23 protein-coding genes and 1 pseudogene are annotated in these 20,578 nt (G+C 45.4%); 6 read left to right on the top strand and 18 right to left on the bottom strand.

Annotated features, from left to right (window positions below):
- Window positions 1-162: 162 nt before the first annotated feature.
- On the bottom strand, window positions 163-363 hold the full coding sequence (locus K2P83_RS12500) for a hypothetical protein (protein ID WP_292929713.1): 201 nt from the start codon (window positions 361-363) through the stop codon (window positions 163-165).
- Between the two features lie 47 nt (window positions 364-410).
- Here K2P83_RS12500 and K2P83_RS12505 point away from each other — a divergent pair.
- Window positions 411-506 (top strand): annotated as a pseudogene (locus K2P83_RS12505) (IS5/IS1182 family transposase); the annotation flags it as partial.
- 226 nt (window positions 507-732) lie between these two features.
- Here K2P83_RS12505 and K2P83_RS12510 read toward each other — a convergent pair.
- The 17 genes from K2P83_RS12510 to K2P83_RS12590 all read right to left on the bottom strand — a co-directional run bounded on the left by K2P83_RS12510 (window position 733) and on the right by K2P83_RS12590 (window position 16,536).
- The gene (locus K2P83_RS12510) at window positions 733-1,206 is read right to left on the bottom strand and encodes a PEP-CTERM sorting domain-containing protein (RefSeq protein ID WP_292929673.1); all 474 of its coding nucleotides are present in this window, start codon (window positions 1,204-1,206) and stop codon (window positions 733-735) included.
- Between the two features lie 130 nt (window positions 1,207-1,336).
- Entirely contained in the window at window positions 1,337-2,578 is a 1,242-nt protein-coding gene (gene odhB / locus K2P83_RS12515; RefSeq protein ID WP_292929675.1) for a 2-oxoglutarate dehydrogenase complex dihydrolipoyllysine-residue succinyltransferase, read from the bottom strand.
- Between the two features lie 12 nt (window positions 2,579-2,590).
- Window positions 2,591-5,431: a 2-oxoglutarate dehydrogenase E1 component gene (locus K2P83_RS12520; protein WP_292929677.1), complete on the bottom strand. Its 2,841-nt coding sequence runs from the start codon at window positions 5,429-5,431 to the stop codon at window positions 2,591-2,593.
- Between the two features lie 27 nt (window positions 5,432-5,458).
- Window positions 5,459-6,760, bottom strand: coding sequence for a citrate synthase (gene gltA, locus K2P83_RS12525; protein ID WP_292929679.1), 1,302 nt, complete (start codon window positions 6,758-6,760; stop codon window positions 5,459-5,461).
- Window positions 6,761-6,840: 80 nt separating this feature from the next.
- Window positions 6,841-7,074 (bottom strand): succinate dehydrogenase assembly factor 2, encoded by a 234-nt coding sequence (locus K2P83_RS12530; RefSeq protein ID WP_292929681.1) that lies wholly within the window; start codon window positions 7,072-7,074, stop codon window positions 6,841-6,843.
- Complete coding sequence (locus K2P83_RS12535) at window positions 7,071-7,766, bottom strand: succinate dehydrogenase iron-sulfur subunit (protein ID WP_292929683.1); 696 nt, start codon at window positions 7,764-7,766, stop codon at window positions 7,071-7,073. Before K2P83_RS12535 ends, K2P83_RS12530 begins: the two co-directional genes overlap by 4 nt.
- Before the next feature lie 398 nt (window positions 7,767-8,164).
- Window positions 8,165-8,773: a glutathione S-transferase gene (locus K2P83_RS12540; RefSeq protein ID WP_292929685.1), complete on the bottom strand. Its 609-nt coding sequence runs from the start codon at window positions 8,771-8,773 to the stop codon at window positions 8,165-8,167.
- Between the two features lie 149 nt (window positions 8,774-8,922).
- Complete coding sequence (gene djlA, locus K2P83_RS12545; RefSeq protein WP_292929687.1) at window positions 8,923-9,711, bottom strand: co-chaperone DjlA; 789 nt, start codon at window positions 9,709-9,711, stop codon at window positions 8,923-8,925.
- 110 nt (window positions 9,712-9,821) lie between these two features.
- Window positions 9,822-10,064 (bottom strand): BolA/IbaG family iron-sulfur metabolism protein, encoded by a 243-nt coding sequence (locus K2P83_RS12550; RefSeq protein ID WP_013966565.1) that lies wholly within the window; start codon window positions 10,062-10,064, stop codon window positions 9,822-9,824.
- A gap of 63 nt (window positions 10,065-10,127) precedes the next feature.
- Window positions 10,128-10,883 (bottom strand): ABC transporter permease, encoded by a 756-nt coding sequence (locus K2P83_RS12555; protein WP_292929689.1) that lies wholly within the window; start codon window positions 10,881-10,883, stop codon window positions 10,128-10,130.
- Window positions 10,880-11,797 (bottom strand): ABC transporter ATP-binding protein, encoded by a 918-nt coding sequence (locus K2P83_RS12560; RefSeq protein WP_292929691.1) that lies wholly within the window; start codon window positions 11,795-11,797, stop codon window positions 10,880-10,882. Before K2P83_RS12560 ends, K2P83_RS12555 begins: the two co-directional genes overlap by 4 nt.
- Window positions 11,798-11,859: 62 nt before the next feature.
- Window positions 11,860-12,198: an STAS domain-containing protein gene (locus K2P83_RS12565; protein WP_292929693.1), complete on the bottom strand. Its 339-nt coding sequence runs from the start codon at window positions 12,196-12,198 to the stop codon at window positions 11,860-11,862.
- Window positions 12,199-12,207: 9 nt separating this feature from the next.
- Entirely contained in the window at window positions 12,208-12,828 is a 621-nt protein-coding gene (locus K2P83_RS12570; protein ID WP_292929695.1) for an ABC transporter substrate-binding protein, read from the bottom strand.
- A gap of 74 nt (window positions 12,829-12,902) precedes the next feature.
- On the bottom strand, window positions 12,903-13,370 hold the full coding sequence (gene mlaD / locus K2P83_RS12575; RefSeq protein WP_292929697.1) for an outer membrane lipid asymmetry maintenance protein MlaD: 468 nt from the start codon (window positions 13,368-13,370) through the stop codon (window positions 12,903-12,905).
- On the bottom strand, window positions 13,370-14,167 hold the full coding sequence (mlaE, locus tag K2P83_RS12580; RefSeq protein WP_292929699.1) for a lipid asymmetry maintenance ABC transporter permease subunit MlaE: 798 nt from the start codon (window positions 14,165-14,167) through the stop codon (window positions 13,370-13,372). Before mlaE ends, mlaD begins: the two co-directional genes overlap by 1 nt.
- Entirely contained in the window at window positions 14,160-14,972 is an 813-nt protein-coding gene (locus K2P83_RS12585) for an ABC transporter ATP-binding protein (RefSeq protein WP_292929701.1), read from the bottom strand. Before K2P83_RS12585 ends, mlaE begins: the two co-directional genes overlap by 8 nt.
- A 112-nt stretch (window positions 14,973-15,084) precedes the next feature.
- The gene (locus tag K2P83_RS12590) at window positions 15,085-16,536 is read right to left on the bottom strand and encodes an amino acid carrier protein (RefSeq protein WP_292929703.1); all 1,452 of its coding nucleotides are present in this window, start codon (window positions 16,534-16,536) and stop codon (window positions 15,085-15,087) included.
- A gap of 310 nt (window positions 16,537-16,846) precedes the next feature.
- Between K2P83_RS12590 and K2P83_RS12595 the strand changes: the two genes are divergently transcribed.
- From K2P83_RS12595 to K2P83_RS12610, 5 genes are all read left to right on the top strand, one after another.
- Window positions 16,847-17,683 (top strand): thermonuclease family protein, encoded by an 837-nt coding sequence (locus K2P83_RS12595; RefSeq protein WP_292929705.1) that lies wholly within the window; start codon window positions 16,847-16,849, stop codon window positions 17,681-17,683.
- Window positions 17,684-18,121: 438 nt separating this feature from the next.
- Entirely contained in the window at window positions 18,122-18,220 is a 99-nt protein-coding gene (locus K2P83_RS14360) for a DUF2934 domain-containing protein (protein ID WP_363279612.1), read from the top strand.
- A 459-nt stretch (window positions 18,221-18,679) separates the two neighbouring features.
- Complete coding sequence (locus K2P83_RS12600; RefSeq protein WP_292929707.1) at window positions 18,680-19,366, top strand: phosphatase PAP2 family protein; 687 nt, start codon at window positions 18,680-18,682, stop codon at window positions 19,364-19,366.
- Window positions 19,363-19,779: a diacylglycerol kinase gene (locus K2P83_RS12605; RefSeq protein ID WP_292929709.1), complete on the top strand. Its 417-nt coding sequence runs from the start codon at window positions 19,363-19,365 to the stop codon at window positions 19,777-19,779. Before K2P83_RS12600 ends, K2P83_RS12605 begins: the two co-directional genes overlap by 4 nt.
- A 139-nt stretch (window positions 19,780-19,918) precedes the next feature.
- Window positions 19,919-20,353, top strand: coding sequence for a universal stress protein (locus K2P83_RS12610; RefSeq protein ID WP_292929711.1), 435 nt, complete (start codon window positions 19,919-19,921; stop codon window positions 20,351-20,353).
- The last annotated feature ends 225 nt before the right edge of the window (window positions 20,354-20,578 follow it).

The raw sequence follows: 20,578 nt of genomic DNA on the forward strand, positions 1-20,578 counted from the left end.
CTTGTCTCGCTGATTGCGGTTCATCCGTTCAATTGATTTTATCCAATCTCTGAATTCAACTGCTTTCATGATGTATACCTCTTTTTACATTCCGATGCATATTCGACTAACAATTCAACAATTAATTGCTACAGAGCCAAGAACAACAACTGTTAGTCTGGATTAAAAGCACACATAGGCGTAAATACCGATTCCGGCCTGGTCATAGCCTGGGCCAAAGTAGCCGATGGCAACATGATTGATGCACTGATACTTGGCGAGGAGGGATTGTATTGGGTGATCGGGCTTATACTCGCGATGATCCAATCTGGAAGCACAACGACAATCGGAAAAACCGGTATAGGGTATGCCATTCAAACGCAAGCGCAGTGAGTATTGCCAGCAGAACTGCCGAGCTCAATCGCATGTTGGCTTCACTTCGCGCTAAGGTTGAGCATCCGTCTCGTATTATTAAAAGACAATTTGCTTATACCAAAGTCCGTTACCGAGGATTGCTCACGAATGCATAACAGCTTTATCTGTTGTTTGCCTTGGCTAATCTCTACCATGTCCTTAAGGTGTAATGCCAACCACAGAATAATTCCGCCCAACAACCCTGAAAATTAGCATCAGGGGGAAAATACTATGCAATCTGCTAAAAATTACTGCTATTAATCGCACAATAATACCAATACTAGCTACTTTACCGATAGCTTTGCACAAAGACTGAAATAAATTACTTAAAGAGCTTCCTCAAAGCATTCTTTCAGCTCTCCGGCGTGCTAAAAGATACAGCAGCCCCATCCCAACAAGCAGCATGGCGTAGGTTTTTGGCTCCGGAATAGAGGAAACATAAAAGGTATCCCATACATCATGTCCCCATCGGCTTGATACGTGGCCTTTTTCAAAATCTGAAGCATCGACATGCGTATAGGCCGAATTCCAGTACGCCGCCGAATTAATAGCACCGAAACCAAATTCCTCCAAAGTAGGCATATTAAGCATTTCTGCTTGCGTTGCGTAGCGCCAACCACTATGAAAGCTAGGCGCAAAAAGCTCGTTACTTATCCAATGTTGTACATTAACCGGGGAAGCCCAGGTCCACGCCAGGTTATCCTTGACAACATAAGTAGAGCTGGGCAAATCACTGGTAATTGGATTTGCAGAAACCGTTCCCGTTACTAAGCCTAACGTAATGAGAGATAAAACAATAAGATTTTCTTTCATAGAAATTCTCTTTAAATACATTTGAAATAAATTTATTTTTTAAGTTATAAAATCAGAAATGTAAGGTTAATAGAAATCCTGAATCCTTGCAATAATCCTTTCTCCAATACAGTGTTCCTCTGAGATCTTCTCATTTCTCCAGCAACGGACTCATCGGATATTCCAGCGCTTCTTTCATTACCACCAGAGACAACACCGCCTCCCGGCCATCAATAATCCGGTGATCATAAGACAAAGCCAGATAATTCATCGGACGGATCACGATTTGGCCGTTTTCGACCACTACCCGTTCCTTGGTTGCATGAATGCCAAGAATAGCGCTTTGCGGTGGATTAATGATCGGCGTGGACAGCATGGAGCCGAATACACCACCATTGGTAATCGAGAAAGTACCGCCACTGAGTTCCTCAATGGTTAGCTTGCCGTCTTGCGCGCGCTTGGCAAATTCGGCGATCTGCAGCTCAATCCCGGCCAGCGTTAAACGATCTGCATCACGGATAACCGGCACTACCAGCCCACGCGGGCTGCCGACGGCGATGCCGATGTCGTAGTAATCGTGATAAACAATGTCTTTGCCTTCAACGGATGCATTAATAATCGGATATTTCTTTAACGCGGCAATAACGGCTTTAACAAAGAACGACATGAAACCTAGCTTAACGCCATATTCCTTCTCAAATTCGGTTTTATAGCGTGCGCGCAGATCAATAATCGCCTGCATATTGACTTCATTAAACGTGGTCAGAATCGCTGCTGTGGATTGCGATTGCACCAGACGTTCCGCAACCCGCTGCCGCAGTCTGGACATGGCCACTCTGCGTTCCACACGCGCACCCGGAACAAGTGGCGCTGGTGTACTGGCTGAACCGGATTTAGTCTCGGCATCTGCTGTCGAGCTGGATTTGCTTTCCATATACGCTTGCACATCTTCTTTAGTAACACGTCCGCCCAAACCAGTCCCATGAATGGCACTGATTTCTACCGCTTTCAGGTTATTTGCTTCTGCCAGTTTGTGCGCAGCGGGCATCAATAGCGGTACCGCTTGTTCATCGCCTTTGGCGCTGATCGTTTCAATACTTTTTACGGCTGGTGTTTCAGTCTGCTTTTCCGCAATAGATGCTGGTTTATCGGTTGCTTCCGTCTCAATCATCGCGATGACTTCACCGCTAGCAACCGTTGCGCCATCTTTTTTTAAAATTTTGGTTAATACACCGGCACTGGGTGCAGGCAGTTCAAGTACCACTTTGTCGGTTTCGACATCAATCAGGTTTTCGGACCGGTTGACGTAGTCGCCTGTTTTTTTATGCCAGGATATTAAGGTAGCTTCCGCTACGGATTCAGATAACATGGGTACTTTGACTTCAACTAGCATGGTGCCCTCTTTCTAGATTTTATTTCTGAATGCTGCCACGATTAATTCATTCTGCGTAAATTTATGACGGGCCGTATAACCCACTGCCGGCGAGGCTGAAGATTCTCGCAACGCGTAACCAAGTATCTGGTCCGGCCGCATATGCCGTCGCAGATAGTGCTGAATGCGATGCCATGCGCCTTGATTCCCTGGTTCTTCCTGGCACCAGATCACCGATTTGGCATTAATGAAACGATCGATTTCCGCCTGAAACTCCTCATGTGGAAATGGATAAAGCTGCTCCAGGCGAATAATCGCCATATCCGTTATTTGCTGTTCTCTGCGATAAGTCATCAGCTCGTAATAAATCTTTCCGCTACAAGCGATGATGCGTCTCACTTTTTTGGAATCCAGACTCTCAGTTTCGGGTATGACCGGATAAAAATGACCATTCGCTAAATCTTCCAGATTCGACACGGATTCTTTATGCCGCAGCATGCTTTTGGGACTCATAATGATCAGCGGCTTGCGGAGCGGGCGGATCATTTGCCGCCGCAGCACATGAAACATTTGTGCCGGTGTGGAAGGCACGCACACCTGAATATTATAATTCGCGCACAGTTGCAGATAACGCTCCAGCCGCGCGGAAGAGTGCTCTGGGCCCTGCCCCTCATAGCCATGCGGCAGCATCATCACCAAACCGCATACGCGCCCCCACTTGGCTTCACCGGATGCAATAAATTGATCGATCACCACTTGCGCACCATTGGCAAAATCACCAAACTGCGCTTCCCAGACAACCAACTCATTCGGTTGCGTGGTTGCATAACCATATTCAAAGCCCAATACCGCTTCTTCGGACAACATCGAATCAATGACAACAAAATCCGGTTGTTCGGGATAGATATGACGCAACGGAACATAAACACGCTCGTCTTGATCCGCTGTTACCTGGTCATGTAATACCGCATGACGATGAAAGAAAGTGCCTCGTCCCGAATCCTGACCCGAGAGTCTCACCGGATAACCTTCCTTCAGCAAGGCTGCGTAGGTTAGATTCTCCGCCATTCCCCAATCCAGCGGCAATTCTCCACTTCCCATCAAACGCCGGTCGGCAATTATCTTTTCAACCCTTTGTTGCAGTCTGAAGCCTTCAGGGATATCCGTCAACCGCACCGCAAGCTGTTTCAACGTTTCAATTGCAACACCGGTTTTAACTTTTTCGTTCCATTTAAACGGCTTGAGAAAAGGTTCCCAATTGATGGTATAAGGGGATTTATAGTCATAACAAACAGCTTTATTGGGATTAACGCCTTCATCCATGGCATTCCGGTAGGATTGAACCAGGTCATCCGCATCTTCCGGTTTAATCACGCCTTCTGCCACAAGTTTATCTACATAGCGTTTGCGGGTACCGGGATGTTTGCTGATAATCTGATACATTCTCGGTTGCGTCACCATGGGTTCATCCTGCTCATTGTGGCCCAGACGGCGGAAACAAACCATGTCAATCACGACATCTTTATGAAACCGCATACGAAAATCAAATGCCAGCTCAGTCACCATAATCACGGCTTCTGGGTCATCGCCGTTGACATGGAAAATCGGCGCTTCGATCATTTTTGAAACATCCGTGCAATATAATGTCGAGCGACTGTCGCGTGGATCGGATGTGGTGAATCCAATCTGATTATTGATGATGATATGCACCGTGCCACCCGTACCATACCCACGGGTTTGTGACAAATTGAGTGTTTCCATAACTACCCCTTGCCCGGCATATGCCGCATCGCCATGTATTAATACCGGCAGCACTTTGTCGCCCAGTTTATCGTTTAACAAATGCTGGCGTGCGCGCACCGAGCCTTCGACCACTGGATTGACAATTTCCAGATGTGAGGGATTAAAAGCCAAAGCCAATCGAACAATGCCATCCGATGTTTTAATTGCGGAAGAAAATCCTTGATGATATTTCACATCACCCGACGGCAATTCCTGGGGTTGTTTTTCTTCAAATTCGCGAAAAAGATCGGCAGGCATCTTACCCAGCGTGTTCACCAGCACATTGAGTCTGGCACGATGCGCCATGCCCATCACAATCTGTTGAATCCCGGTTTTGCCTGCGCGATGAATTAAACAATCCAGCAGAGGAATAAGACTCTCATTGCCTTCCCCGGAAAAACGTTTCTGTCCGACATAACGAGTATGCAGGTACTTTTCAAGTCCTTCAGCCGCATTGAGCCGCTCAAGAATATGGCGTTTGTATTCGTTCGAATAGTCCGGGTTCGATCGCTGACCTTCCAATCGCGCTTGTATCCAGCGTTTCTGTTCGACTGAAGAAATATACATATACTCCGCACCGACAGAACCGCAATAAGTTTCCCGCAAGATTTGCAGAATTTCACGCAACGTGGCACGCTCAGGTCCCACTAATGAACCAGTATTAAATACCTTATCCCTATCCGCTTCGGTGAATCCGAAATAAGCAGGATCCAGTTCGGGTACATCAGCTTGTTGTTTGAGTCCAAGCGGATCCAGCTTGGCCTGGTTCAGGCCCAGATAACGGTACATGTTGATAAGCTGCAGGACCGCGACTTGCTGGCGATCATCAGAATCAGCGGTCATCACTTCCGGCAGTGTGGTTTGACTGTCTGACCCGGAATAGGTTGTGGCTGTCGCAACGGAAGTGCTGCTGACTACTCCTTGGGGGTGTTTATTGGCAGCGCTATCCGGTTGCCTAGCCAACTGATCAAAGTATTCACGCCAGGCTGATGCAACCGAATTCGGGTTATGCAGATAATCTTCATAAACCGCTTCAATAAACGAAGCGTTTGCGCCGGATAAAAGGGAATCATCAAACAACTGCTTGCTCATAAGATTGGCAGCCTTTATAAAAGAAAGCTATTTTCTTGAATACGAACTGGGTATATCCCGCATCGCTGTGCCGGTATACAATTGACGTGGACGCCCAATCTTATGGGTCGGATCTGAAACCATTTCACTCCATTGTGCCACCCACCCCACTGTTCTGGCCATGGCAAAAATAGCGGTAAACATGCTGGTCGGTATCCCCAGGGCGCGCTGTACGATTCCCGAATAAAAATCCACGTTAGGATACAATTTCCTGGAAATAAAATATTCATCTTCCAATGCAATCTTTTCTAATTGCAACGCCAGCTTAAATAAGCGGTCATTGTGTAAGCCCAGTTCATCCAGAACTTCATGACAGGTTTCGCGCATTAATTTGGCGCGCGGGTCAAAATTCTTATAGACGCGGTGACCGAAACCCATCAGCCGGTAGTTACTGTCTTTATCTTTAGCGCGTTTGATATATTCATCAATGCGCGAAACGTCACCGATTTCCTCCAGCATTTTTAGGCACTCTTCATTGGCACCGCCATGCGCAGGCCCCCACAAACAAGAAATCCCTGCCGAAACGCAAGCAAAAGGATTCGCACCGCTGGAGCCGACCAGTCGAACGGTTGAAGTGGAAGCATTTTGTTCATGATCGGCATGTAAAATCAGGATCCGATCCAGCGCGCGAACAATCACAGGATTCGCTTCATATTTTTCACTCGGCACGGCAAACATCATATGCAGGAAGTTTTCCGCGTAACCTAATCGATTTTGGGGATAGATAAAGGGTTGACCGATATTATATTTATAGGCCATTGCCGCAATCGTCGGCAATTTTGCTATCAACCGGAAAGCGGATAGTTCCCGATACGCCGGATCCGAAATATTCAAAGCTTCATGATAAAAGGCAGATAGAGCACCCACGACACCCACCATGACTGCCATTGGGTGTGCATCACGCCGGAATCCGCTAAAAAACCTGACCAATTGCTCGTGCAACATCGAATGATCTTTAATCGAACGATCAAATTCTGATTTCTGTTGCGTATCGGGCAGTTCACCTTTCATCAACAAATGACAAACATCGATAAAATCACAGTTTCTCGCGAGTTGTTCGATGGGATATCCACGGTATAACAAAATGCCTTTGTCCCCATCAATAAAGGTAATGTTAGAGCTATTGCTGGCCGTCGACAGATACCCTGGATCATAAGTAAATACGCCACTTTTTGCATGCAGTGCGCGAATATCAACCACATCGGGCCCCATCGTTCCTGATAAAACGGGTAGTTCTATGGGTGCGCTGCCATCATTAAGATTTAATGTTGCTATGCCTTTTTGTGCCATTTTACTTCTCCACATGTCGCATTGATTGATTAGTATGCACTATCAGAAGATTTCAGGATCTTCAGAATACCATCCGAAATCTAACTCTTTTGTAATAATTCCAATACCTGCCGCCACTGATCATCTGTATTGATTTGTCTTGCCGTGATCAAATCCCACAAATCATTATCCGGTAATGCTAACAATCGTTCAAATTGTTCCAACCCTGATTCATCCAACTGCGTGTAGTACTGATCCATGAAACGTTGCAAAACAATATCCAATTCAAGCAGGCCGCGCCGGCATCGCCAGCGTGCGCGTTCGAATTCCTTCATACCATTCTTTTTACCATCATATCCTTGATTTTGCCAATCGCGCTGGTCGGATTTAAGCCTTTTGGACATGAAGCAACGCAATTCATGATGGAATGACAACGAAACAACCGGTAAGGGTCTTCCAGATTATCCAATCTCTCAGCAGTGGCCTGATCCCGGCTATCAGCAAGAAAGCGGTAAGCTTGCAATAAACCCGCTGGCCCTACGAATTTATCCGGATTCCACCAGAAAGAAGGACAGGATGTTGTACAACAAGCACATAAAATACACTCGTACGCGCCATCCAAAGCCGCCCTGTCTTCGGGTGACTGTAACCGCTCTGTTTCCGGTGGCGGATCATTATTAATGAGATAAGGTTTGACGGAATGATATTGGTGGAAAAATTGCGTCATATCCACAATCAAATCGCGAATAACCGGCAATCCGGGTAGTGGACGTATCTCTACCGGCTCTTTTAAGCTACTAAGCGATGTAATGCAAGCCAGCCCATTACTGCCATTAATATTCATTGCATCCGAACCGCACACCCCTTCACGGCAGGAACGACGAAGACTCAGGCTGTCATCAATCGATTTAATTCGCAGCAACGCATCCAATAGCATCTTGTCGGTCGCCGCCAATTGAATGTCGTAATCCTGCATATAAGGTTTTTCATCTTTATCGGGATCATAGCGGTAAATAGAAAACTTCATAGGCTGACTCCAGATGGTTTATACGGCTTATAGTCGATAGAAGCAACTCATAATACTTCGAAGTATACAGACTTGAAGTTAGATTAACACAGTTTGACTTGTCTTTTTAGATCGTAGGATGCATTCAGCGTAAGCGCAATGTACCGAGTGATGGTACATCAGAGGGTTCTTATAAATAAATTCTTCGTGCGCCGCACCTATCCCCGCGGCAAGACTACGGGGAATCGCAAGTTGATTACCAAAGACTCCTCACTTCGTTCGTAATGGCATTGAAGGTTATTCAGAGTTTCCCTAAAGGGGGAAATACTCTACGAAATTCTGTGCCTTTGCCACTACGACACTTCTCGGTTCCTCTCTATGATGCACCACCTTCCTCGAGTACGTATTTCAATAGCCTGTTAATCAGCTTCTTTCTGCATGATGCTTTGAAACAATTCTGAACCGATCAACCGATCCAACCATGCTACCAGATGATGATAATGAGAGGCATAAAACCAATCCGGATTGACATTGGAAAATTGCCGGATGAATGGAAAGATTGCCATGTCCGCCAGTGTGTAACGCCCGCCCATCAGATAACCATCCTTGCTCAAGCGTGCGTTCAATTCGGTTAGAAACGGCTCAGTTTGCTCCCGGTAATACGCTTCCGAATGCTCCGGAAAGCGAACGGCATATTTGTAGAGATCCAGCGCCGGTTTAAATGATTCGTCGTTTTGCTTGATCAGTGCAATGATCTCAGCCAAAGCGCCCGGATCGCTATCCAGCCAGTGCTCCGGGTCATTGATAGACAGCGCCCACTGCATGATATCCAGACTTTGTTCGAGCACGCGGCCGTCAGAAAACTTTAGTACCGGTACCGTGCCTTTCGGTGAGCATTCCAGCATTTCTTTGGGTTTGGCACGCAAACTGACTTCGTGCGTATCCACTTCAACGCCGCTGACTTTGATCGCCAATCGGGCACGGATCGCAAAAGGACAACGGCGAAAACTAAATAACAGCGGTTTCATTATTTCAGGGCGTTTTATTCAAACAGCTTTATCAACTAGGGAAACTCTGGATAAGTTGATTACGTCCATAGTTCGACAAGTTCACTACGAGCGGAATCAACATTTTGCCGTTCGTCCTGAGCTTGCCGAAGGACCTGGTCAACACTTTCCTAAGCTGCGGCACGACTCTGATCCCGATTCTTTTTGATCAAATCATAAGCAGTCTGCACTTCTTTCGCCTGCTCCGTCGCCACAGCGATCATTTCTTCCGGCACGCCCTGCCCCATTAATTTGTCGGGATGATATTGACTCATTAATTTACGATAGGCATGTTTAATTTCTTGATCGGTATTCTCTTTGCTGACACCCAGTGCTTTATACGCATCTTCCAAAGCACTGACTGATGTGCTTTGACCACCGGCGAAATGCATCTGATTCAGTACCATGTCGAGCAATTGCTTAAATGCGGCTGGGCTATATCCAAGGCGCCCAGCAACTACAATAAGAAACTCTTCTTCGGCAGAGTTTAATTGGCCATCGGATAATCCCATGATAATGAGATAAACCAGCAGCATTTGTTTCAAATTATTGGAAGGGCCGCATACAGCCAGGAATTCATTAATTTTGGGATGGATATCGTAGTCTGCTGAAGCGCCTTCCTTGAACAATGCAATTGCCTTTAGCCGATGATCCGGTGTCATACCAAGTTTCTGCATGAATTGCTGCACATGCGACACTTCAGTCTCTGAAACACGACCATCCGATTTGGCCAATTTTCCCATCAAAATAAAAACAGTTTCCAGGAAAATCGACTGACGGCGCGAAGCATTCAATGGATTCATCCCAGCCGAACCAAAAGCTCTGAATCGATCAATGATGCTTCCGACAAAGTAACCTAGGAAAATGCCTAAGAAACCAAGGATGAAGAAGCCCGCTAAGGCACCAAGTATTCTAAACAATGGAATTCCAAATTTAGCAATAAAAGAGGAGATTATAACGAATTACCGGTTGATCAGACTGTTTTAAGGTTTGTATTGCCACCTTAAAACAAGTTTTCTCAATTCCCGGTTCAAGACTGGTTAGCCCATTGCTCCGGTGTCAGCGTTTTCATCGATAGCGCATGAATTTCCTGTTTCATCCGGTCCCCCAGCGACTTATACACCAGCTGATGCTGCTGGATCATATTTTTCCCGTTGAATTCCGCGCTTACGATCAACGCGTGAAAGTGATTACCATCATCTCCTTCTACCGCTACGTATTCACACGGCAACGAGGATTCGATATAGATTTTTACGTTTTCAGCTGTCAGCATTTCAGTCTCCTTCACGCAATTTATTAGGTTGCAAAATAAGCAACTGGTATCAAAACAATGAATCTAGTAGCGCAATTTATACCCGGCTTTGAGCATACGAATGGCCAATAGGGAAATGGCCAGTAAACATATTGCCACAATCAACAAGCTAATATAAGGCGAAATATCCGATACGCCAAAGAAGCCATAGCGGAATCCATCGATCATATAAAAGAAAGGATTGAGGTGAGACAAGTACTGCCAGGCGATGGGTAATGAGTGTATGGTGTAGAACACACCGGATAAAAATGACAGCGGCATAATGATAAAATTCTGAAAAGCTGCCAATTGATCGAACTTATCGGCCCAGATACCAGCGATCAAACCCAGCGCACCCAAAATCGCACTACCTAATATAACAAACAACAGCGCCCACAGCGGCAGTTGCAGCGGAATATCAAAAAACACCAGTGTCACCAAATAAACCCCCAAGCCGACCAACAATCCACGCACAATCGATGCCAAAATATAGGCAAAGAAAATGGCGCGATAAGACAATGGCGACAACAAGATAAACACAATATTACCGCTGATTTTTGACTGAATCATGCTGGACGATGCGTTGGCAAATGCATTTTGTATGACAGCCATCATCACCAGACCCGGAACCAGGAAAACGGTATAAGCAACACCTGGATAAACTTCCACATGCGCTTCCAACACATGAAGAAAAATCAGCAAATACAGCAAAGTAGAGACCATCGGCGCCAGGATCGTTTGAAAACCGACTTTCCAGAACCGCAACAATTCTTTATAGAGCAACGTAAGAAATCCGGTCATTTCGATTGGCTCCCGCTTTTTCTCATGATGCTGACAAAAACATCCTCCAGATCCGGCTGCTGCAAATGCATTTCCAGTATCTGGATATCCGCGACTCGCAATGACGACAAAATAAATTCCACTTGTGCATAGTTTTCAATTCTAAGTTCGGCTATTCCGTCGTGATGACTGATTTGTAATGGCTGCAATGTGGGTGGCAACCTGTCCGGCACCAGTCGTAGCCGTACCGATTTCCCGGCGATCATTTTTCCAATCAAGTTTTTCGTACTATCCAGTGCAACTATTTCTCCTTCTTTCAGCATCGCAACCCGATGACACAACGTTTCCGCTTCTTCGAGATAATGCGTAGTCAGAACAATTGTGTGTCCATCTTGATTGAGCTGCTTGATAAAATCCCAGAGTGTCTGGCGTAACTCAACATCCACACCAGCCGTCGGCTCATCCAGAATAATAACCTGTGGCTTGTGCACTAGCGCTTGCGCAACCAAAACACGGCGTTTCATACCGCCTGATAGTGCACGCATGTTTGCATTCGCTTTGTCAGAAAGATCCAGGCGTTCAATGATCTCATCAACCCACCGGGAATTTTCCTTGATGCCGTAATAGCCGGATTGGATTAACAGTACTTCGCGTACGGTGAAAAAAGGATCAAAAACCAGTTCTTGCGGCACCACACCCAAATTCCGGCGGGCTTGCTGATATTGTGTACGCACATCGTGCCCCATCACATGCACTGAACCTTTGTTGGCAAGAGTCAAACCGGCAATAATGCTGATCAGTGTTGTTTTACCGGCGCCGTTAGGTCCCAGCAAAGCAAAGAATTCTCCCGCATGAATTTCAAGATCAATATCGGTTAATGCACGTAAATTACCAAAGTGCTTACACACTTGTTTGACTTCAATGGCAGGCAACATTCAATGGATAGATCAAAAAAAGATTGGCTCAGGGTTTCAAAGATCAGCAGGATTTAGCCTGATCAGATAGCGCGCTTGCTTGTGGTTTGATTGATTGAAGCCGGGAACAATTCCACCACATCATATAACTGAATCAGGCTTTTAAGGCTTTCCGGCATATTAATAAACTGCAAAGAATTAGTATTCTTGCGTGTCGCACGCAACCACTCCAGTAACATACTAATAATCGTTGAATCCACTTCAGTCACTTTAGCCAGATCAACCGTTAAGGGATGGTCGTCGAACAATGCAATCCCATCCTCAGTCAGCTTCACAACATTATCAATGGTTACCGGACCTTGCACGATAACTGTATCGTCATCGCGAAAAACTATTGATACCAAAGCATCCAGATTATTCATCCGCCGGTATTATTTCTTACCTTCCAAAGATTTATTCTTATCTGTTAATGCCTTAAGCAATCCTTCGACACCACCCTTGCGGACTTGACTGTTAAAAGTTCCGCGATAGTTCGTTACCAGACTCACCCCGGCAACCGTCACATCATAAACTTTCCAGCCATCCGGTTTTTTTTCCATGCTGTAATCAATTGGCACCGGTTCTTTTCCGTTCCCTTGAATGACGACAGTCCGGACTGTTGTCTCCACCTGATCGCCCAATTGCTTGATCGGGTTTACATTAATCGTTTCCTTATTATAACTGGTCAATGCATTGGAATACGTGCGCACCAGCAGTGTACGAAATTCATTCACCAGTTTGTTTTGTTGCTCCGGCACTGCTTTTGACCAGTGCTGCCCCATTGCAAGCTGGGTCATGCGTGAAAAATTGAAATGCGGCAGTATCTTAGTTTCAATCAGATCATGCATTTTATCCCGATCGCCATTTTTCAATGCTTCATCTTTCTGGATAATCTCCATCACTTCCTTAACGGTTTTATCGACCAGTCTGTCAGGCGCTAAATCCATTGACCATGCGGGAAAAACTAACAAATTAGAAAGTAGCAATACAGTTATTCCAAGAAATCTTTTCATTGTTCCCTCACCAAAATTTTAAGTAATATGCAATACTAAACCAACAAGAATAAAATTAACAAATATCCGCTCAATCATAAAGAATCATCTTTAGCCGCTTTATCAAATAAAAAACGCCCGATCAGTTCTTCAAGCACCATGGCTGAATTGGTTTTCATGACTTTATCGCCGTCTTTTAACATCACGTCATCCCCGCCCGCAGCCAATCCGATATACTGCTCGCCCAGCAAACCTGACGTCAAGATGCTGGCAAAAGTGTCTTTCGGGAATGTAAACCGGCTATCCAGGCTCATGGTAACGATCGCGTCATAAGTTTGCGTGCTGAATTGAATATCGGTTACACGCCCAACCACTACGCCAGCGCCTTTTACCGGTGCGCGAACTTTCAGTCCGCCGATATTTTCAAAATTTCCGGTGATGACATAGCTCTGTGAAGGATTATAAACATTCAGATTACCCACTTTGAGACTCAATATCATGAGTGCAATAACACCCGTGACTACAAATAATCCCACCCACAAGTCCATTGTTGTCCGCTGCATCAACCTACCCCTCTAAACATAAAAGCGGTCAAAATAAAATCAAGTCCTAAAATTACTAACGATGAAGTGACCACAGTTCGTGTCGTCGCCCCTGACACGCCCTCTGCCGTGGGCGGTGCATCGTAGCCTTCAAAAACCGCAATGGCTGTGACGGCCACCCCAAAAAAACAGCTTTTAATAAAACCGTTTAAGATATCAAATCTAAAATCAACCGCACTTTGCATTTGCGACCAAAAGGAGCCTTCATCCACGCCAATGAATACCACTGTCACCAGATAACCGCCAAACACACCCATTACAGAAAATATCGCCGCCAAAAACGGCATGGAAATCACGCCAGCCCAGAAACGCGGTGCCACCACACGTGCAATCGGATCAACCGCCATCATCCCCATAGCCGCCAGTTGTTCCGTCGCTTTCATTAATCCTATTTCCGCGGTTATCGCAGAACCGGCACGGCTGGCAAACAATAACGCGGCGACAACCGGACCCAGTTCACGCACTAATGATAAGGCAACCAGTGTACCCACCGCTGATTCCGAGCCGTATTTCTGCAATGTCTCATAGCCCTGAAGCCCCAGCACCATACCCACAAACAATCCGGATACGACAATAATGATCAGAGACAAAACACCGGTGAAATACAATTCACGGATAACCAGATTAAAACGGCGCAAACTGGTGCCGGATTTTAATAAAACCAGGATAAAAAAGCGACTGGCAACACCCAGCCGCCAAACGCTTTCAATCACCCGATGCCCGATATTCTGAATATTGGACACGATCCGATTAGGCAAAATTATCCTCCAGATTCAAATCCTTTTTATAAGTCTGTGCAGGGTAATGAAACGGCACCGGCCCATCCTCTTCACCATGAACAAACTGATGCACGAAAGGCGCGATCGATTCTCGCACTTCTTTTGGCGTGCCTTCGGCGGCTATCACGCCATCCGCAATGAAATAAACATAATCCACAATTTTCAAAGATTCTTGCACATCATGTGTCACGACGATGGACGTCATACCCAATGCATCGCTCAACCGGCGTATTAAGTTTCCAATCACACTCAATGAAATCGGATCCAGTCCGGTAAAAGGCTCATCGTACATAATCAACATCGGATCCAGCGCGATGGAACGCGCCAAAGCAACGCGCCGCGCCATACCGCCGGATAACTCATTAGGCATTAGGTGATGCGCCCCGCGTAAACCCACTGCATGCAATTTCATTAATACCAAATCACGAATCATCGATTCCGGCAAATTAGTATGTTCGCGCATCTGAAATGCGACATTGTCAAAAACCGACAAATCGGTAAACAACGCGCCAAACTGAAACAGCATACCCATCTTACGTCGCAGCTTGAATAGCGCATCGCGATTGAGCTCGTGCACGACTTCTCCAGCAAATTTCACGTATCCGGAAGTTGGCTGAATTGTGCCACCAATCAATTTGAGTAGCGTCGTTTTACCCGACCCGCTCCCTCCCATGATAGCCACGACTTGACCTCGCGGCATGGACATCTGAATGCCTTTCAGGATCGCGCGCGTGTCATAGGAAAAATTCAGGTCATTGACCTCAATTAGAGTTTCAGCTGTCATACGGTGATTTGGCTTTAAAATTGACGCGCTATAAATTGATTGATTATCCGCAAAACCGGGCGAGTCACAATTTTAATCCACTTTCCTTTGAAATATTGCGCTATATGCGTTCTCACGCTCGTTTTTCTGTTTTTTCCTTCAGATCCTGCAAGTAAACCCGCAGATCATTCTTGATCTCGGGTGCCAGCATATATAGCCCAATGATATTGGGAATCGCCATAGCAAACACCATCGAATCGGTAAATAAAATAATATTGGATAATTGCGCTGAGGCACCAATGATAATGAACGCGCAAAATAAAATTTTATATAGCCCTGTTATGACAAGCCGCTCACCAAATAAATACGTCGTGCATATTAGTCCATAGTAAGACCACGAAATCATGGTGGAATAGGCAAACAGAAAAACCGTTAAGGATAACACGTAAGGAAACCACGAAATGCCGGACGCAAACGCACGAGAAGCCAATTGCACCCCTTCAATGCCACCACCCTCCACATAAGTACCGGATATGACAATCACCAAAGCAGTAACCATACAAACCACCACAGTATCAATAAATGGGCCGAGCATTGCAACCATTCCCTGACTGACCGGCACATCGGTTTTTACCGCGGAATGTGCAATCGCCGATGAACCCAACCCGGCTTCATTGGAAAATGTAGCGCGCTGTACACCCATTAGCAGCGCACCCATTAAAGCGCCAATGCCTGCCTGCGGATACAGTGCCATCTCAAAAATGGTTCTTAATGCACCGGGGATTGCCGCATGGTGAACACCGATCACTACCAAACCAGCGATGATATAAATGATCGCCATCACCGGAACCACACGCCCAGCTACGGCCGCAATCCATTGGATGCCGCCAATAATCACCATTCCAACCAGAATGGCCATAAACAAACCAAAAAGCCAACCCTTATCAGCCCAAAAACTGGTATCGCCGCCCGTCACAACCAATACTTGTTGATAGGCCTGATTAGCCTGAAACAAGCCGCCCGCACCGATGGTGCCGCCAATACAGCATACCGCAAACAATCCCGCCATAAACCTGCCCATTTTAGGCTGCTGTAGGCGATCAAACGCGCCGCGCAGATAATACATCGGGCCTCCCGATATGCTATTCGGATTGTGCTTGCTTCCATATTGCCGGTATTTAATCCCCAAGGTGACTTCAACAAACTTGGTCGACATACTTAAAATGCCCATAATGGCCATCCAGAATGTAGCACCCGGCCCCCCCACTGAAATGGCAACTGCCACACCCGCAATATTACCCAGACCAATGGTTGCCGACAGAGAAGTCATCAAAGCCTGAAACCGGCTGATATGTCCGTTTGAATTTCCGCTATCATGTTTCCCGCGCAAAACATCGATGGCGTGCTTGAAATAGCGAATATTGATAAAACCAAGGTATACGGTAAAAAAAAGTGCCGCAGCAACCAGCCAAATCAATATCAACTTGATCTCAAGATCCAATAATTGAACACTGTAAAAAACTACCGACGCCACAGCATTTGAAACAGGTTCAAAAGTGGAATCAATGACCTTATCAATTTCCATTAATTAAAGCACTCCGTTGTACAAAGTATGTCAAACGCATTGTGTTTGACGCATACGGTACATTTGATCTGATTTATTTCAGAATTTTTATACGCTGTGAAAGAGAGAACCGAAATAGGCTTTATCCAAGCAGTACCGATAGCCATTTAACTGATAGTATTTCATTTTTTTGCATAAATTCACTTTCTAGTCCTAACGCGCAGTAACCGCTGAATTTTTTCATTTTGCCATATTTCTCTGGGTTTAGCATACCATGGCGTTATAAGTGATCTATCAAATATGACACACACCATTTTCTCAAGATAACATCATGTTCTTCAGCAAAAAATATTATCTGATCTTTTGCTTGATTCTCAATTTTGCTGCCCCGGCGTCATTTGCTACCGAAATATACCGCAGTGTCGATGAAAAAGGCCGCGTAACTTATTCTGATAGACCTTCCACCGGTGCAGAGCCAGTCAAGATCCTCAACCAACCCAGCCGGCAATTGTATCCAGTCGCCCGCGTATACGATGGTGATACGATTATTCTGGAAGACAAGAAACATGTCCGTTTATTGGGAGTCAACACACCCGAAATTGAAAGCCGTCAACGTGCAGAAGAACCCGGCGGTGTCGCCGCAAAAAAATGGCTGCAGGCTCAGTTGCAGGAAAATAAGGTTTATTTGGAATATGACCAAGTAAAACGGGATAAATATAAACGTTTATTGGCGCATGTATTTCTACCGGATGGCAAGCATCTCAACCTTGCTTTACTGGAAAACGGCTTGGCCGTAGTCAGCATCATCCCGCCCAACGGGCGTTACAGCGACAAATTGATTCAAGCGCAACAACACGCTGAGAAATTAAAACTGGGTATTTGGGACATGCCGGAGTATCAACTTCGGCCAATTTCCCAGATTGCCAATCACACCAAAGGCTGGCAACGATTTACCGGAATCCCGGTTTCGATTAGGAAAAGTAAGAAATATACGCGACTGCTGTTTAATGACAAAGTAGACATACGCGTCGCTAATACCAACCTCAATTTATTTCCTGCGCTGGATTCCTATGTAGGCAAATCGCTTGAAATCCGCGGCTGGGTAGCACGCAAGAAAGACAGTTACACCATGCTGATCCAGCATCCCAGCGCTTTGGTCGCGCGATAACTTTTTGCTTCAGGGGGACTTTCGCAAAGCCCGTCTGCCGACGAAGCTTCAAGTAATTGTCATTTCGAGCACAACGAGAAATCTATATTTTTACAAAGATTCCTCACTGTGTTTGGAATGAAAAAAATGAATTAATCAGTGCTTCCTTAACAATCAGCCATCTTTTAAATCGATACTATCCATTATTTGTAGTAATTAAAATTTTTGACATATATCAATGTACCAATCTATCAAAAATGTAAAATGGGTTATTTATATATATGTTTATTATATGTTTCAACTGGTATTTTAGATGACATAGAGGAGAACAATGCAGAGCATAACGAATGAATCAGACACAAAAGAATCTGTTACCAAACTCCCTAGAAATAAGAAGAGCGCGCCTTCAGATCAGTTAATTAGTTCAAATAATGAGATTGGTCGTCAGCAGAAGTCGCTATAGTTACTTATTATAAGGCTGAGAAACGAGGCTTCACAGGCAGTGAAGTTGATGCTGCGCAAGACTGGCTTGAAGCTGAAAAGGAAGTAGAGAGTTAATTATGTACTTGAGGACGCCTCAAATACCGCAAGGAATTGTGTAAACTCGGCAGTAAAACCATATATATGCAACTTTTCTTGTTACCTATTTGCTTTACCGCGAAACTGATATTAACCACTGTCTCTTGGCGTAAATGCAGGTTTCGTTCTGTGAGCATGAATCTCTTCGAGAATCCCTCGTAACTTGCGACTGGATTATCTATTTAAGTTAAGATGTAACCCGAATATTGCATGAATTGCACACGCCCTCACTTGTTTCTTAATTTCACAAGGAATTTATCTCAGACAGCTGTATAAATAACCACGCCACTTCCTCGAAAAACTATTGTGAAATTAATATTATACGTGATCATCTGCGAATTCATGCAATATCCGGGTTAACTGTGTTCTGGGCGCTTATTTTCTCGCGACAAGTCTCCATTGCGAGAATCTAGCTTTTCCCAATAAAACGATATAGCGATGATGCTCAAACCTAATAACTGGCCTGCACTTGGCATCTTAACAATGGTTGCAGCGGCAACGGCTGCTCTTTCAATATTCATCAAGGTGACTGAAGAGGTAGTCGAAGGCGATACCGGCAAAATCGACTTGTTGATCATTATGTGGCTTCGCACTGCTGGCAATCCGATCGACCCTCTAGGACCAAGATGGTTTGAAGATTATGCCCGCGACATTACCGCCTTGGGTAGTCCTCCGGTTTTGGGGCTTTTTGTTCTTATATGCGTGATTTTTTTACTTTTGTCCGATAAGCGCCGACTGTCGATTTACATGTTGATTACAGCTGGATGTGGGACATTAGTTGTCACAGCGTTGAAAGAGATTTATGATCGCCCACGCCCTCAATTAATGCCGGATCATGTTTTTGTTTATGCTGCAAGCTTTCCCAGTGCGCACGCCATGGTTTCTGCAGTGGTCTATTTGACGTTAGGAACCCTTATCGCGCGCCTGACCCCCAATACCTTACTAAAACTTTATATCATGTCGGTCGCGGTTATTCTGACCGGGATGATTGGACTTAGCCGGATATATCTCGGTGTTCATTGGCCCAGTGATGTCCTGGCGGGGTGGGCAGTCGGAGCGGCTTGGGTGCTTGGCGGTGAAGCATTGGCTCAAATTATGAAGCTGGATGAGGAAAACACAAAATGAAAGGACAATCTTTTTCAAGGCGCTTAACATTCGCCTTCCAGGGAATACGCCTGGCTTTTCGTCGGGAACGTAGTATTCGCTTCCAGGCTCTGGCTGGTGTTGCTGTGCTGTTAATTCTAATGATCACTCAGCCTTCCGCGCTATGGTGGGCCATAGGCGCTGTAACAATAGGCATGGTTGTCATGGCGGAGTTGTTCAATGCGGCGCTGGAAACGCTAAGCGATCATCTGCATCCGCAACAGCATCCCGAAATTGGTGTGGCCAAGGATATTGCTGCCAGCGCGGTCCTTGTAGCAGCTATCGCTGCTATTTTAGTTGCGATAGCCTTTATTTGCATTGAAATTCCGCTTGATCAATTTTTGATAGGTATCAACAAATTTGTATTTTCATCGATCGCTGAATACCTTGATTAAGATATTATGTATCTGTATTCCCTGTGCTGTTCCGGTTTTTTAGCAAACTCTCAAAATAAATAAATTATTGGCATCGCTTATGGATTTACTTTAGCGTTTAAATCTATTTAATTACAATTATTAAAGAAAGGATCCCGTTATGACTATTGCCCTGATTGCTTTCGATGGCTCAGAAAATGCAATGCGTGCCATTGATGAGGTACTGAATACGATGGATACAGGTAAACTGCATGTGCATTTGCTCTATGTGTGCGAGCCGGTTCAAATGAACGAAGTCGTTTTTAACGAGAACCCGCTATTAGACATGCTGAGCATCAAAAAGGCGCGCGAAGAAGCGGGGATGGTATTACTGACGCCCGCGAAAATGCGCCTCGAAAGTGCCGGTGTTGCGTTTGATGCGTATGTACGCATTGGCAACCCCGCCGAAGTCATCACCGACTTCTCGCGTGAGTATCATTGCGATTTGATCGTGATAGGTACGCGCGGCATGGGTGCGATAAAGAATCTGCTGCTCGGATCAGTAGCAAGCAAGGTCATCCATCTCACCGAAAAGCCACTGCTGCTCGTCAAATAGCCATGTCGACGACGGCCGATAGTTCAACTATGAACATGAGAAAATGGGCGTTTATTTTTCCTATACGCAACATCTTTCTAATCAGCAACCTCCAAAAATACAGTAATCTGAATCTAATCCAGCATACAGTAAGTGATTGGAGTTACATTGTTGACGCCGGTCGGAAATTGACCAGAAAAGCCTGATTGTACCGGTTGAAAATTGACCAGGTAATTTCACGTATCC

This window comes from Nitrosomonas sp., assembly GCF_019752415.1.
Lineage (GTDB): Bacteria > Pseudomonadota > Gammaproteobacteria > Burkholderiales > Nitrosomonadaceae > Nitrosomonas.

What these genes read in the sequence shown, in the direction of transcription:
- K2P83_RS12510 (WP_292929673.1), bottom strand. Translation starts at nt 1,206, where the DNA reads ATGAAAGAAAATCTTATTGTTTTATCTCTCATTACGTTAGGCTTAGTA.
- odhB (WP_292929675.1), bottom strand. Translation starts at nt 2,578, where the DNA reads ATGCTAGTTGAAGTCAAAGTACCCATGTTATCTGAATCCGTAGCGGAA.
- K2P83_RS12520 (WP_292929677.1), bottom strand. Translation starts at nt 5,431, where the DNA reads ATGAGCAAGCAGTTGTTTGATGATTCCCTTTTATCCGGCGCAAACGCT.
- gltA (WP_292929679.1), bottom strand. Translation starts at nt 6,760, where the DNA reads ATGGCACAAAAAGGCATAGCAACATTAAATCTTAATGATGGCAGCGCA.
- K2P83_RS12530 (WP_292929681.1), bottom strand. Translation starts at nt 7,074, where the DNA reads ATGAAGGAATTCGAACGCGCACGCTGGCGATGCCGGCGCGGCCTGCTT.
- K2P83_RS12535 (WP_292929683.1), bottom strand. Translation starts at nt 7,766, where the DNA reads ATGAAGTTTTCTATTTACCGCTATGATCCCGATAAAGATGAAAAACCT.
- K2P83_RS12540 (WP_292929685.1), bottom strand. Translation starts at nt 8,773, where the DNA reads ATGAAACCGCTGTTATTTAGTTTTCGCCGTTGTCCTTTTGCGATCCGT.
- K2P83_RS12550 (WP_013966565.1), bottom strand. Translation starts at nt 10,064, where the DNA reads ATGCTGACAGCTGAAAACGTAAAAATCTATATCGAATCCTCGTTGCCG.
- K2P83_RS12555 (WP_292929689.1), bottom strand. Translation starts at nt 10,883, where the DNA reads ATGACCGGATTTCTTACGTTGCTCTATAAAGAATTGTTGCGGTTCTGG.
- K2P83_RS12560 (WP_292929691.1), bottom strand. Translation starts at nt 11,797, where the DNA reads ATGTTGCCTGCCATTGAAGTCAAACAAGTGTGTAAGCACTTTGGTAAT.
- K2P83_RS12565 (WP_292929693.1), bottom strand. Translation starts at nt 12,198, where the DNA reads ATGAATAATCTGGATGCTTTGGTATCAATAGTTTTTCGCGATGACGAT.
- K2P83_RS12570 (WP_292929695.1), bottom strand. Translation starts at nt 12,828, where the DNA reads ATGAAAAGATTTCTTGGAATAACTGTATTGCTACTTTCTAATTTGTTA.
- mlaD (WP_292929697.1), bottom strand. Translation starts at nt 13,370, where the DNA reads ATGCAGCGGACAACAATGGACTTGTGGGTGGGATTATTTGTAGTCACG.
- K2P83_RS12585 (WP_292929701.1), bottom strand. Translation starts at nt 14,972, where the DNA reads ATGACAGCTGAAACTCTAATTGAGGTCAATGACCTGAATTTTTCCTAT.
- K2P83_RS12590 (WP_292929703.1), bottom strand. Translation starts at nt 16,536, where the DNA reads ATGGAAATTGATAAGGTCATTGATTCCACTTTTGAACCTGTTTCAAAT.
- K2P83_RS12595 (WP_292929705.1), top strand. Translation starts at nt 16,847, where the DNA reads ATGTTCTTCAGCAAAAAATATTATCTGATCTTTTGCTTGATTCTCAAT.
- K2P83_RS12600 (WP_292929707.1), top strand. Translation starts at nt 18,680, where the DNA reads ATGATGCTCAAACCTAATAACTGGCCTGCACTTGGCATCTTAACAATG.
- K2P83_RS12605 (WP_292929709.1), top strand. Translation starts at nt 19,363, where the DNA reads ATGAAAGGACAATCTTTTTCAAGGCGCTTAACATTCGCCTTCCAGGGA.
- K2P83_RS12610 (WP_292929711.1), top strand. Translation starts at nt 19,919, where the DNA reads ATGACTATTGCCCTGATTGCTTTCGATGGCTCAGAAAATGCAATGCGT.